Raw genomic sequence first — 12,118 nt, forward strand, 5'->3', positions numbered from 1 at the left:
TCAGTCGGTGTTCTTCGGGTCGTCCTTTTCCAGGGACTTGAGGAACTCGGGGTTGTCGTCGGGGGCGACCCAGCCGGCGGCGGTGTCGCGGTGCCGCTGCGACGGGGTGGAGCCGCCCGCGGAAGCGTGCCGCACCTTGCCGGTGAGCAGCCAGGCGACCGGGCCGACCAGCACTTCGCCGAAGAGCAGGATGATGATCACCCACACCACCTTCGGCAGGTGGCGCACCTCTTCCTCGGGCGTGTTCAGACAGTCCACGAAGGCGTAGATCCACAGCGCCAGGACCAGCAGGAACGGCAGATACCTGAGCATGGTTGTGCGATCTCCCGACGATGTGAGACGGCCCCGGTGACCGGGCCAGGGTAGCGGGTGGCCATGATGGTTGTTCCCGGATCGCCGGCCGCCGGCCGCCGGCCGCCGGCCGCCGGCCGCCGATCGCCGATCGGCGACCGGGAGCGGGAGCGGGGACGGGGACGGGGACGGGGGAAGGCACGATGGGGATGCGGACACGCAGGACCTGGGCGGCGGCCGGGGTGGCCGCGGGCGGCCTGGTGGTCGCCGGGGTACTGGTGGCCCAGGAGCTGTCCTCGCCGGTGTTCGGCCTGCGGCAGGGCCCGTTGGCGAAGGACCCGGCGTGCGCGCGGATCGCCGACCACTATCCGGACCGCCTGGACGGCAGCCGACGCGACCGGATCACCTTCGAGGGGCTCGCGGTGTGGGGCCACGGGGCGGTGCGGCTGCGCTGCGGGCTGATTCCGCCGGCTCCGGCGAAGGACCCGTGCGTCGCCGTGGACGGGGTGGACTGGGTGCTGCGGGAGGCCGATTCCCAGGGCGGCCGCAGGCTCCTCGTCACCTACGGCAGACGGCCGGCTGTGGAGGTGTCGCTCGCGGACTCGGTGCGGCAGACCGACACCGTGCTCATCGAGCTGAGCCGGCTGGTCGCACCGGTGCCGCAGAACGACCACTGCCTGAACCGCCACTGACCGCCCAGCGGGACCTCCCCGAACCATCCCGCCGAGCTTCCCCGCCTCGACCTGCCGGGCTTTCCGGCACCGGTCCGGCGGGCTTTCCGGGACCGCTCCGCGGGCGTCCCCGCAGCGGTTCGGCGGGCTTCCGGTACCCGCCCAGCGGGCGTCCCGGCCCTGTTCGGCGGGCTCTCCCGGCACCGGTCCCGCGCGTTTTCCAGCCCCGGTCCAACGGCTTTCCGGGACCGGTCCGGCGGGCTTTCCGGGACCGGTCCGGCGGGCTTTCCGGGACCGGTCCGGCGGGCTTTCCGGGACCGGTCCGCGGGCGTCCCCGCGCCGGTTCGGCGGGCTTCCGGTACCCGCTCAGCGGGCGTCCCGGCCCTGTTCCGGCGGGCTCTCCCGGCACCGGTCCCGCGCGTTTTCCAGCCCCGGTCCAACGGCTTTCCGGGACCGGTCCAACGGGCTTTCCGGGACCGGTCCGCGGGCGTCCCCGCGCCGGTTCGGCGGGCTTCCGGTACCCGCTCAGCGGGCGTTCCGGCCCTGTTCCGGCGGGCTCTCCCGGCACCGGTCCCGCGCGTTTTCCAGCCCCGCTCCAACGGTCTTTCCGGCACCGGTCCGCAGGCGTCCCCGCACCGGCTCAGCGGGCGTCCCCGCACCGGCTCAGCGGGCGTCCCCGCACCGGCTCAGCGGGCGTCCCCGCACCGGCTCAGCGGGCGTCCCCGCACCGGTCCAGCGGGCGTCTCCGTGCCAGTTCAGTGGGCGTCCCCGCATCGGCTTGCCGGCTCAGTTGGTCTTCTCGCGCAACAGCGGGCGTGTGAGGTCACGGACCTCCGCCTCCTTGAGCGGGCCGAGACACAGGACCGCTATCTTCCCGTCCCGGTCGATGAGCAGCGTGTACGGCAGCGTCTGGAGGCGGTACCCCCTGGGCAGCAGGGCGAGGCGCCGGCTGCCGGGGTCGTGCAGGCTCGGGTAGGCCAGGTCGTGGTCGCGCTGGAACGCCAGGCCCGCGGGCCGGCCGGCATCCGTGTCCACGCCCAGCACCTGGACGCCCTTCGCCGACAGGTGCCGCTGGGCGCGCGAGAGTTCGGGTGCCTCGGCACGGCAGGGGCCACACCAGGAGGCCCACACGTTGAGGACGACGACCTTGCCGCGGTAGTCGGCGAGGCGGACCGGCTTCCCGTCGAGGGTGGTGCCGGCGAGGTCCGGCGCGGCACGGCGGTCGGCGGCCGGAACGCGGGTCAGCGGCGAGCCGGAGGCACCGCCCGCCTCCTGCCCGGGCGAGCACGCGGCGAGCGCGAACAACAGGGCGAGAACCGGCAGCCGACGGTGACGTCTCATGATCGACGAGTATCCCAGCCGCCCCGATGCCCTTCCGCGCCGCCCCGGTGACGGATCCCGGGCGGCAGGTGGCCGATACTGGGACGCATGGCTTACGACGATCTTCGCTCCCTGCTGCGGGCGCTGGAGCGCGAGGGAGACCTCAAGCGCATCAAGGCCGAGGTCGACCCCTACCTGGAAGTCGGGGAGATCGTCGACCGGGTACAGAAATCCGGCGGCCCGGCGCTGCTCTTCGAGAACGTCAAGGGCTCCGCGATGCCGCTCGCGATGAACGTCTTCGGCACCGACCGGCGGCTGCTGAAGGCGCTGGGCCTGAAGTCGTACGGCGAGATCTCCGAGAAGATCGGCGGCCTGCTGCGGCCCGAGCTGCCGCACGGCTTCGTCGGCGTCCGTGAGGCCTTCGGCAAGCTCGGCGCGATGACGCACGTGCCGCCGAAGAAGGTGAAGTCCGACAGCGCGCCCGTGCAGGAGGTCGTCCTGCACGGTGACGAGGTCGACCTGGAGCGGCTCCCGGCGCTCTTCACCTGGCCCCAGGACGGCGGCTCCTTCTTCAACCTGGGCCTGACCCACACCAAGGACCCCGAGACCGGCATCCGGAACCTGGGCCTGTACCGGCTGCAGCGCCACGACAAGCGCACCATCGGCATGCACTGGCAGATCCACAAGGACAGCCGGAACCACTACCAGGTGGCGGCACGGCGCGGCGAGCGCCTCCCGGTCGCGATCGCCTTCGGCTGCCCGCCGGCCGTGACCTACGCCTCCACCGCCCCGCTCCCCGGCGACATCGACGAGTACCTCTTCGCCGGGTTCATCGCGGGCAAGCGGATCGAAATGGTCGACTGCAAGACGGTCCCGCTCCAGGTCCCGGCCAACGCCGAGGTCGTCCTGGAGGGCTGGCTGGAGCCGGGCGAGATGCTGCCCGAGGGCCCGTTCGGCGACCACACCGGCTTCTACACCCCGCAGGAGCCGTTCCCGGCGCTCACGATCGACTGCGTGACCATGCGCAGGCGCCCGCTGCTCCAGTCGATCGTCGTCGGCCGCCCCCCGACCGAGGACGGCCCGCTGGGCCGTGCGACGGAACGCTTCTTCCTGCCCCTGCTGAAGATCATCGTCCCGGACATCGTGGACTACCACCTGCCCGAGGCCGGCGGCTTCCACAACTGCGCGATCGTCTCGATCGACAAGAAGTACCCGAAGCACGCGCAGAAGGTGATGCACGCGGTGTGGGGGGCACACATGATGTCCCTGACCAAACTGATCGTGGTCGTGGACGCCGACTGTGACGTCCACGATCTGCACGAGGTCGCCTGGCGGGCCCTCGGCAACACGGACTACGCCCGCGACCTCACGGTCGTCGAAGGCCCCGTCGACCATCTCGACCATGCCTCCTACCAGCAGTTCTGGGGTGGCAAGGCGGGTATCGACGCCACGAGGAAGTGGCCGGAGGAGGGCTACACACGCGACGGCGGGTGGCCGGACATGGTCCTGCCGGACCCGGATACGGCCGCCCTGGTGGACCGCCGCTGGAAGGAGTACGGCCTGTGAGTTCCGCGTCCGCCGCCATCCCCCAGCCGGGACGCGCCAAGGCGTTCCTGCGCCTGGTGATGATCGAGCACTCGGTCTTCGCCCTGCCCTTCGCCTACATCGCCTCGCTCACGGCGATGTTCGAGTGGGACGAGAACATCCACTGGGGCCGGCTGCTGCTGGTCACGATCTGCATGGTCGGCCTGCGTACGTTCGCGATGGCGGTCAACCGGATCATCGACCGCGAGATCGACGCCCGTAACCCCCGGACGGCCCACCGGGAACTCGTGACCGGCGCGATGTCCGTCCGGCACGCCTGGACGGGCGCCCTCGTCGCGCTGGTGGTCTTCCTCGGGGCTGCGGCTCTTCTGAACCCCCTGTGCCTGGCCCTGGCGCCGGTCGCGGTGATCCCGATGGTGGTCTACCCCTACGGGAAACGCTTCACCAACTTCCCGCAGGCCATCCTGGGGCTGGCCCAGGCCATGGGCCCCATCGGCGGCTGGCTGGCCGTCTCCGGCTCCTGGTCCTGGGAGGCGGTGATCCTGGGCCTCGCCGTGGGCGTCTGGATCGGCGGCTTCGACCTGATCTACGCCTGCCAGGACGTCGAGACCGACCGCGAGATCGGCGTCATGTCGGTCCCGGCCCGCTTCGGCATCCCGGCCGCGATCCGGGGTGCGCGGGCCTGCCACACGGTGACGACGGCCCTGTTGGTCTGGTACGCCCTGGCCACCCACGCCGGTGCGTTCTTCTGGCTGGGCCTGGCGATCGTGGCGGGTGCCTTCGTCTACGAGCACCGCATCGTCCGCCCGCACGACCTGTCCCGCCTGAACCGGGCGTTCTTCTCGGTCAACGGCTTCATCGGTATTGCCCTGTTCGGGTGCGCGCTGCTCGATCTCCTGGTGCGCGGTCTGACCGTCTGACTGGCCCCGGCCCGCCTCCCCGCCGCCCCCGGGGCGCGTGACCCGGCCGGAGCCCTGGGCGACCCGCCGGTACGCTCAAGGTGTGAACGCAGGAGAAACGCAGCGCGCGCCTTGGATCGTGGGGGTGTCCGGAGCTTCCGGTACGCCGTATGCGGCCGCTGTGCTGCGGGCACTGCTGGGGGCGGGGGAAGCGGTGGACCTGGTGGTCAGCCGGGCCTCGCGGCTGACGCTGCTGGACGAGACGAAGATCGCGTTCCGGGACGCCCACTGGCAGGACGACCTGCGGGAATGGCTGGCCCGGGGTGCCGACGGCAAGCCCGGGACCTTCGATGTGGACGTCAGCGGGGTGCGGTACTGGGGCGCGGCCGACCTCGCGGCCGGGCCGTCCTCGGGGTCGTACCCGGCGAAGGGGATGCTCATCGTGCCCGCCTCCACGGCCTGTGTGGCCGGTGTGGCGCTGGGCCTGTCCAAGGACCTGCTCCAGCGGGCGGCGAGCGTCACACTGAAGGAACGCCGGACGCTGGTCGTCGCGGTGCGGGAGACCCCCTTGAACGGTCAGACGCTGCGGCACCTCGTCGCGCTGGACGACGCCGGCGCGACGGTCGTGCCGGCCTCGCCCGCCTTCTACGCGGGTGCCACGCACATCCAGGATCTGGTGGACTTCGTCGCCGGGCGGGTGCTGGACGCGGCGGGCGTCGGGCACGGCCTGTACCAGCGGTGGCGGGGCGGACTGGGCGGCGGCAGGCCCGACCAGTAGAGCCCGGCGGAGCAAGGCGCAGTACCTCATCACACTTCGGAACTCTTCAGCGGAAGGCTTCGATCGCATGGACGCGGTGGACAGGCAGCTCATCCAGGCCCTGAGGGAGAACGGCCGGGCCTCCTACGCGGAGCTGGGGCGCCTCGTCGGCCTGTCGGGACCCAGCGTCACCGACCGCATCAACCGGCTGGAGGCGGCCGGAGTCATCACCGGCTACCGCGCCACGGTGAACGCGGCCTCCCTCGGCCTCGGCGTCATCGCCCTGATCGGCATCTCGCTCTCCGACGCCGCGGACCACGAGGACGTGGCGCAGCGGCTGCGGGACCTGCCGGAGATCGAGGACTGCTGGTTCATCGCCGGCGACGACTCCTTCATGCTCAAGGTGCGCTCGACGGACGTGGACGGCCTGGAGAAGACGATCCGGCGGCTGAGCGGCACCAAGGGTGTCTCGCGGACCCGTACCACCATCGTGCTCTCCACCAAGTGGGAGAACCGGGTCGGCGAGCTGCCGGAAGAGGTCTAGGGATACCGTTGGTCGGGCTGTCGGAGAAAGGTGTTGGCATGGACGTCGGGCTCAAGCGCGAGCTGGAGGAGAAGGTCCGCTCCGGTGAGCGGCTGACCCGCGAGGACGGCATCGCGCTGTACGAGTCGGACGACCTGGCCTGGCTCGGTGGCCTCGCGCACGAGGTGCGGACCCGTAAGAACGGTGACGTCGTGCACTTCAACGTCAACCGGCACCTGAACATGACCAACGTGTGCACGGCCTCCTGCGCCTACTGCTCGTTCCAGCGCAAGCCGGGCGAGAAGGACGCGTACACGATGCGCATCGAGGAGGCCGTCAAGCTCGCCAAGGCGATGGAGTCGGACAACCTCACCGAGCTGCACATCGTCAACGGCCTGCATCCGAACCTGCCCTGGCGTTACTACCCCCGGTCGCTGCGGGAGCTGAAGGCCGCCCTGCCGAACGTCTCGCTGAAGGCCTTCACGGCCACGGAGATCCACCACTTCGAGACGATCTCCGGGCTGAGCGCGAGCGAGATCCTGGACGAGCTGATCGACGCGGGACTGGAGTCCCTCACCGGCGGCGGCGCCGAGATCTTCGACTGGGAGGTCCGGCAGCACATCGTGGACCACCGGACCCACTGGGAGGACTGGTCCCGTATCCACCGCCTGGCGCACGAGAAGGGCCTGAAGACCCCGTGCACCATGCTCTACGGCCACATCGAGGAGCCCCGGCACCGTGTCGACCACGTGCTGCGGCTGCGTGAACTGCAGGACGAGACCGGCGGCTTCCAGGTCTTCATCCCGCTGCGCTACCAGCACGACTTCGTGGACATGAAGGACGGCAAGGTACGCAACCGGCTCCAGGCCCGGACGCAGATGGCGACCGGCGCGGAGGCCCTGAAGACCTTCGCGGTCTCCCGTCTGCTCTTCGACAACGTCCCGCACGTGAAGGTCTTCTGGGTCATGCACGGTGTGCAGACCGCCCAGCTGGCCCTCCAGCACGGCGCCGACGACATGGACGGGTCGGTCGTCGAGTACAAGATCACGCACGACGCGGACAACTTCGGCACCCCGAACAAGCTGACCCGCGAGGACCTGCTGGACCTGATCCGGGACGCCGGCTTCCGCCCGGTGGAGCGGAACACGCGCTACGAGATCATCCGCGAGTACGAGGGGCCCGACCCGGCGCGCCGCGAGGCCCCGCAGCCGATGCGGGTGTGACACCACGGGGCTCTGGGGGCCCTGCCCCCTGGGCCCCGGCCTTCGCGCGTCTCACCGGCCGGCGGCGGGCCGAGCGCCCTCCTTGTTCGCCGCCACCGTCGAGGGGTACCCGGGCGGCATGCCTGGCACCAAGGCCCCCGAGGACCAGTACACCGCGGAGCCCTTCGTCCCCGAGGGCGCCGGTCTCGCCGCCCTGCGCGAAGCCGCCGCCGGCTGCCGTGGGTGCCCCCTGCACCGGGACGCGACCCAGACCGTCTTCGGCGCCGGCAAGGCCGGCGCGCGTGTGATGCTCGTCGGCGAGCAGCCCGGTGATCAGGAGGACCGGCAGGGCAGGCCGTTCGTCGGCCCCGCGGGCAAGCTCCTCGACCGCGCCCTGGGGGAAGCCGGCCTGGACCCGGCGGACGCGTACGTCACCAACGCCGTCAAGCACTTCAAGTTCACCCGGTCCGAGCCGGGCAAGCGCCGGATCCACAAGGCGCCGAGTCTGCGGGAGATGACCGCGTGCGGGCCGTGGCTCGCGGCCGAGCTGGCGATCGTGGAGCCCGAGCTGATCGTGGTGCTGGGCGCGACGGCCGGTAAGGCGCTGCTGGGTTCGTCGTTCCGGGTGGGCGAGGTGCGCGGGACCGTACTGGAGCGGGAGATCCACGGACGCGCGGAGCGGCTGGTGCCCACGGTGCATCCGTCGTCCGTGCTGCGGGCGGACGACCGCGAGGGTGCCTACCAGGGGCTGGTGGCCGATCTGGAAGTGGCTGCGCGAGCACTAGCGTAATAGATAACATGCGCGCATGCCCCTTACCTTCGCACTGGATCCCGCCCTCACCCCTGCCCTGCGCGACGGCATCCTCGACCTGTGGACGGACGTCTCCAACGCGGGCGGAGCCGTCGGCTTCGTCGCACCCGTGACCCGCGAGGACGTCCGTCCGGAGCTGGTGAACCACCTCGTGGCCATGGTCGAGGGCCGTCACCGGCTGCTCGTCGGACGCGACGAGGCGGGCGAGGTGGCCGCGACCGCGTTCTTCTCCTTCAACAAGCACCGGCTGCAGCGGCACTGGGTGTGGCTCTACACCGTGATGGTCCACCCCCGGCACCAGGGCAAGGGATACGGTCGCGACCTGCTGGCGGCCGCCTCGGACGCGGCCCGCGCCTTCGAGGGCATCGACGCGATACGGCTCAGCTGCCGGGGCGGCCTCGGTCTGGAGCACTTCTACGCCTCCTGCGGCTACAAGGAGGTCGGCAGGGTGCCCGACGCCATCCGGGTGGCCCCCGGCGACGACCGCGACGACATCACCATGGTGCTGCCGCTCACGTGAGGCGTCCCACCCCCTGCCCGCCTCACCGGCCCGGCGTGCTTCACTGGACGATGCCCGATATGGGTTTTCGGACCGTACGAGACGGAAGAGTGGATTGAGATGCTCCGCTACACGCTGATGCGCTTCGGCATCTTCGCCGGCTGCCTCTTGGTCGTCTGGGGAGCCGTCTACTCCGGCATCTTCCCGCGCGGCTTCGGCGACTCCAACTTCCTGTGGGTCCTGCTGCTCGCCCTGGTGCTGTCGGCGCCGCTCAGCTGGGTGATGCTGCGCAAGGAGCGGGAGCGGGCCTCGGTGCGGGTCGCCGGCAAGGTCGACCGGATCAAGGCCAACCTGGACGCCAACCGCAGCCAGGAGGACGGCGTCGACGACACCGCCCGCGCACAGGGCCAGCCCTCCTGACCGAGTACGCGGCTCCGCATGCCCCCCGCCCCAACTAGTCTTGCCCCATGGGTGCCGTGAGGACCAAGCGGATGCCGCGTGCGGTGCGGGAGCAGCAGATGCTCGACGCCGCCGTACGGATTTTCGGCCGGCGGGGTTACATGGCCGCGTCGATGGACGAGATCGCCGAACTGGCCGGTGTGTCCAAGCCGTTGGTGTATCTCTACCTGAACTCCAAGGAAGACCTCTTCACGGCGTGCATCCGCCGCGAGGCCGCCGCGCTGACCGAGGCGGTGCGCACCGGTGTGCGGCCCGGCCTGCCCGCCGACCGGCAGCTGTGGGACGGGCTGCGGGCGTTCTTCGCGCACACCGCCGAGCACCCGGACGCCTGGTCGGTGCTCCATCTGCAGGCCCGTACCCACGGTGAGCCCTTCGCGGCCGAGGTCGCCGCGATGCGCGAGGAGATCGCCGCCTTCGCGACCCGGCTGATCGCGATCGCGGCCCGGGAGGCCCACCGGGACCCCGATCTGCCCGAGCGCGAGGTCGCCGGACTGGCCGAGGCGCTGGTCGGTGCGGCCGAGTCCCTCGCCGCCTGGGCCAACGCCACCCCCGGCATCACGGCCCGCCAGGCGGCGGCCACCCTGATGAACTTCGCCTGGGCGGGCCTGGGCGACCTGATACGGGGCCAGATGTGGACTCCGCCGGCGGGCGGGGCCCAGGTGTACTGACCCGCGTGAACAACCCTGCGGGTCAGTACACCTGGCGCCCTTCGGGCGCGTCGCCGTTGCCGGCAGGTCGGGATGAGTCCCCTTGAGCCACCCCGCGCACACCGGGTCGCGGTGCCCGGCGGGCGCATCCCGTTCGCCCGCTCCGACGGCCCCTGCGCCACCGCTTCCCGTCAGGAGACGCTCACGGCGGAACGGCCGTGACCCGGCCGGCCGGAACGCGAACATGAGTGGTTGTCACATAACCGCCGAGGTTGCACATCCCCGGCCCCGGACCACCCCCGAACCCGCACAAGCCCCTCACGGCGGACCCGTACGATCACCTGGCTAACCACCGGTAACCCCCTTTTTCGGTCCGCCGTCGGTGAACGCCTCGGTGTGCGAGGCACGTACGTCATGCAGCAAGCAGTGCACCGCTGCACGCCCGAGGAGCCGCCCGTGTCCACCCCGTACCCGAACGCCCCCGTCTCCTCCGGCGCCCCGGTCTCCTTCGGCACCCCCGTCTCCGCCACCGACTACGACGGCCGCCCCGTCCTGGTCGAGCCCGAGATCCGGCGGCTGGACGGGGCCGTACGGGAGGCGTCCGTACCGCCCTTCGCCGCGCCGGTCACCCATGGCTCACTGGCCGACCTGCCGTTCGAGAACGCCGAGGCGGCCCCCGGCGCGATCGTGCTCAGCCGCCGGCTGCCCGACGGCCGCTGGGCGGAGGTGACGGCCGCGGGATTCGCCGAACAAGTGCTCGCGGTGGCCAAAGGGCTGATCGCCGAGGGGCTGCAGCCGGGCGACCGGATCGCCGTCATGGCCCGGACCCGCTATGAGTGGACCCTGCTCGACTTCGCCGCCTGGGCGGCCGGCCTGGTCACGGTCCCCGTCTACCCCACCTCATCCGTCTTCCAGACCCGCTGGATCCTGCACGACTCCGGCGCGGTCGCCCTGGTCACCGAGACCGTCGACCAGGCCTCCTCCCTCGGCCCCGAGCTGCCGCACCTGCCCGACCTCCGGCACGTCTGGGTGATGGACAAGGAGCACGTGGAACGCCTCGCCGAGGCGGGCGCCCAGGTACCGGACGGCGAGGTGGCCGTACGCCGGGGCATGCTGGGCCCCGCCACACTCGCCACGCTCATCTACACCTCCGGCACCACCGGCCGCCCCAAGGGCTGCGCCCTCTCGCACGGCAACTTCTTCGCCGAGGTCGACAACGCCGTCGAACTCCTCCACCCGGTCTTCAAGGCCCAGGGCGAGGAACCGTCGGTCCTGCTGTTCCTCCCCATGTCCCACGTCTTCGGCCGGATGGTGGCCATCGCCTGCGTCCGCGCGCGGGTGCGCCTCGGCCACGCGCCGAGTCTGGCGGCGCAGGACCTGCTCCCGGACCTGGCCGCCTTCCAGCCCACCTGCCTGCTGACCATCCCCTACATGCTGGAGAAGATCTACAACTCCGCGCGGGCCAAGGCGGAGACGGGCGGCCGGGTGGCCGTCTTCGACCGGGCGGCGGCCGTGGCCCGGCGCTACGGCGAGGCGGTCGAGGCCCGGCAGACCGGCACCGGCAACGGCCCGGGCGGCGCCCTGAAGACAGCCCGCGCCTTCTACGACCCGCTCGTCTACCGCCGCATCCGGGCCGCCATGGGCGGCCGCGTCCGGTACGCCATCTGCGGCGGCTCCCCCCTCGGCCGGCGCCTCGCCGCGTTCTACACCGGCGCGGGCATCGAGATCTTCGAGGGGTACGGCCTCACGGAGACCACCGGCGCGTCCACGGTCACCCCGCCCCTGAAACCCCGCCTGGGCACGGTCGGCTGGCCGATACCCGGCACGCGGGTACGGATCGCGGCGGACGGCGAGATCCTCCTCGCCGGCGACCATGTGCTGCGCGGCTACTGGGACCCGCAGGCCGGCGGAGTCGTCCCCGCGACCCGGGACGGCTGGCTGCCCACGGGCGACATAGGCGAGCTGGACGACGAGGGCTATCTGACCATCACCGGCCGCAAGAAGGAGCTGCTGATCACGGCGGGCGGCAAGTCGGTGGCCCCGGCCCCGCTGGAGAACTGGCTGCGTCAGCACCCGCTGATCTCCCAGGTGATGCTCGTCGGCGACGGCCGCCCGTACGTCGCCGCCCTCATCACCCTCGACCCCGACGGCATCACCCACTGGCGTCAGATGATCGGCAAGCACCCGGTGCCCCCGGAACTCCTCGTCGGTGACCCCGAGTTGACGGCGGTCCTCCAGCGGGCCGTGGACGAGGCGAACAAGCTGGTCTCCCGCCCCGAGTCCATCCGCCGCTTCGCGGTCCTGCCGGTGGACTTCACGGAGACGGCCGGCCACCTCACCCCGTCCATGAAACTCCGCAGGGACCAGATCCTGCGGGACTTCACGGCGGTGGTGGAGGGGCTGTACCGGCGCTGAGGGGGCGGCCCAAAGGTCACTTCGCAGCGTGGCAAGGGTCGGCACCCGCTCCTCGCTGGTCCCACGTCGTCCGGACTCG

General features: G+C 71.6%; 12 protein-coding genes and 1 pseudogene. 11 read left to right on the forward strand and 2 right to left on the reverse strand.

Features of this window, described 5'->3' with window-relative positions; translation table 11 throughout:
• Positions 1 to 9: 9 nt before the first annotated feature.
• Positions 10 to 312: pseudogene (locus AC07C1_RS11620) on the reverse strand (PLD nuclease N-terminal domain-containing protein); the annotation flags it as partial.
• Positions 313 to 494: 182 nt separating this feature from the next.
• Between AC07C1_RS11620 and AC07C1_RS11625 the strand changes: the two are divergent.
• Positions 495 to 983 carry a DUF3515 family protein gene (locus tag AC07C1_RS11625; RefSeq protein ID WP_478938515.1) on the forward strand — a complete coding sequence of 163 codons (489 nt, stop codon included), beginning with the start codon at positions 495 to 497 and terminating at the stop codon, positions 981 to 983.
• A 765-nt stretch (positions 984 to 1,748) separates the two neighbouring features.
• Here the strand turns inward: AC07C1_RS11625 and AC07C1_RS11630 are convergent.
• Positions 1,749 to 2,303, reverse strand: a complete 555-nt coding sequence (locus AC07C1_RS11630) for a TlpA family protein disulfide reductase (protein WP_478938516.1) — start codon at positions 2,301 to 2,303, stop codon at positions 1,749 to 1,751.
• A gap of 87 nt (positions 2,304 to 2,390) precedes the next feature.
• Between AC07C1_RS11630 and AC07C1_RS11635 the strand changes: the two genes are divergently transcribed.
• The 10 genes from AC07C1_RS11635 to AC07C1_RS11680 all read left to right on the forward strand — a co-directional run bounded on the left by AC07C1_RS11635 (position 2,391) and on the right by AC07C1_RS11680 (position 12,039).
• Complete coding sequence (locus AC07C1_RS11635; protein WP_478938517.1) at positions 2,391 to 3,848, forward strand: menaquinone biosynthesis decarboxylase; 1,458 nt, start codon at positions 2,391 to 2,393, stop codon at positions 3,846 to 3,848.
• Entirely contained in the window at positions 3,845 to 4,747 is a 903-nt protein-coding gene (gene mqnP / locus AC07C1_RS11640) for a menaquinone biosynthesis prenyltransferase MqnP (RefSeq protein ID WP_478938518.1), read from the forward strand. Before AC07C1_RS11635 ends, mqnP begins: the two co-directional genes overlap by 4 nt.
• Before the next feature lie 82 nt (positions 4,748 to 4,829).
• Positions 4,830 to 5,504 carry a UbiX family flavin prenyltransferase gene (locus AC07C1_RS11645; RefSeq protein ID WP_478938519.1) on the forward strand — a complete coding sequence of 225 codons (675 nt, stop codon included), beginning with the start codon at positions 4,830 to 4,832 and terminating at the stop codon, positions 5,502 to 5,504.
• A 67-nt stretch (positions 5,505 to 5,571) separates the two neighbouring features.
• The gene (locus AC07C1_RS11650) at positions 5,572 to 6,027 is read left to right on the forward strand and encodes an Lrp/AsnC family transcriptional regulator (RefSeq protein WP_073901832.1); all 456 of its coding nucleotides are present in this window, start codon (positions 5,572 to 5,574) and stop codon (positions 6,025 to 6,027) included.
• A gap of 38 nt (positions 6,028 to 6,065) precedes the next feature.
• Complete coding sequence (gene mqnE, locus AC07C1_RS11655) at positions 6,066 to 7,229, forward strand: aminofutalosine synthase MqnE (RefSeq protein WP_478938520.1); 1,164 nt, start codon at positions 6,066 to 6,068, stop codon at positions 7,227 to 7,229.
• A gap of 118 nt (positions 7,230 to 7,347) precedes the next feature.
• A complete protein-coding gene (locus AC07C1_RS11660) occupies positions 7,348 to 7,998 on the forward strand; it encodes a UdgX family uracil-DNA binding protein (RefSeq protein ID WP_478938521.1) in 651 nt (216 codons plus the stop codon).
• Positions 7,999 to 8,014: 16 nt separating this feature from the next.
• Positions 8,015 to 8,539 (forward strand): N-acetyltransferase family protein, encoded by a 525-nt coding sequence (locus tag AC07C1_RS11665; protein WP_478938522.1) that lies wholly within the window; start codon positions 8,015 to 8,017, stop codon positions 8,537 to 8,539.
• A gap of 99 nt (positions 8,540 to 8,638) precedes the next feature.
• A complete protein-coding gene (locus tag AC07C1_RS11670; protein WP_478938523.1) occupies positions 8,639 to 8,938 on the forward strand; it encodes a DUF4229 domain-containing protein in 300 nt (99 codons plus the stop codon).
• Between the two features lie 47 nt (positions 8,939 to 8,985).
• Positions 8,986 to 9,645 (forward strand): TetR/AcrR family transcriptional regulator, encoded by a 660-nt coding sequence (locus tag AC07C1_RS11675; protein WP_478938524.1) that lies wholly within the window; start codon positions 8,986 to 8,988, stop codon positions 9,643 to 9,645.
• Positions 9,646 to 10,080: 435 nt separating this feature from the next.
• Positions 10,081 to 12,039, forward strand: coding sequence for an AMP-dependent synthetase/ligase (locus AC07C1_RS11680; RefSeq protein WP_478938525.1), 1,959 nt, complete (start codon positions 10,081 to 10,083; stop codon positions 12,037 to 12,039).
• Positions 12,040 to 12,118: the final 79 nt, after the last annotated feature.

Source organism: Streptomyces sp. NPDC045022 (assembly GCF_056432605.1).

Excerpts from the sequence above, each read along its gene's own strand:
- AC07C1_RS11665 (WP_478938522.1), top strand. The coding sequence starts at position 8,015 with ATGCCCCTTACCTTCGCACTGGATCCCGCCCTCACCCCTGCCCTGCGC.
- AC07C1_RS11650 (WP_073901832.1), top strand. The coding sequence starts at position 5,572 with ATGGACGCGGTGGACAGGCAGCTCATCCAGGCCCTGAGGGAGAACGGC.
- AC07C1_RS11635 (WP_478938517.1), top strand. The coding sequence starts at position 2,391 with ATGGCTTACGACGATCTTCGCTCCCTGCTGCGGGCGCTGGAGCGCGAG.
- mqnE (WP_478938520.1), top strand. The coding sequence starts at position 6,066 with ATGGACGTCGGGCTCAAGCGCGAGCTGGAGGAGAAGGTCCGCTCCGGT.
- AC07C1_RS11625 (WP_478938515.1), top strand. The coding sequence starts at position 495 with ATGGGGATGCGGACACGCAGGACCTGGGCGGCGGCCGGGGTGGCCGCG.
- AC07C1_RS11660 (WP_478938521.1), top strand. The coding sequence starts at position 7,348 with ATGCCTGGCACCAAGGCCCCCGAGGACCAGTACACCGCGGAGCCCTTC.
- AC07C1_RS11630 (WP_478938516.1), bottom strand. The coding sequence starts at position 2,303 with ATGAGACGTCACCGTCGGCTGCCGGTTCTCGCCCTGTTGTTCGCGCTC.
- AC07C1_RS11675 (WP_478938524.1), top strand. The coding sequence starts at position 8,986 with ATGGGTGCCGTGAGGACCAAGCGGATGCCGCGTGCGGTGCGGGAGCAG.
- AC07C1_RS11670 (WP_478938523.1), top strand. The coding sequence starts at position 8,639 with ATGCTCCGCTACACGCTGATGCGCTTCGGCATCTTCGCCGGCTGCCTC.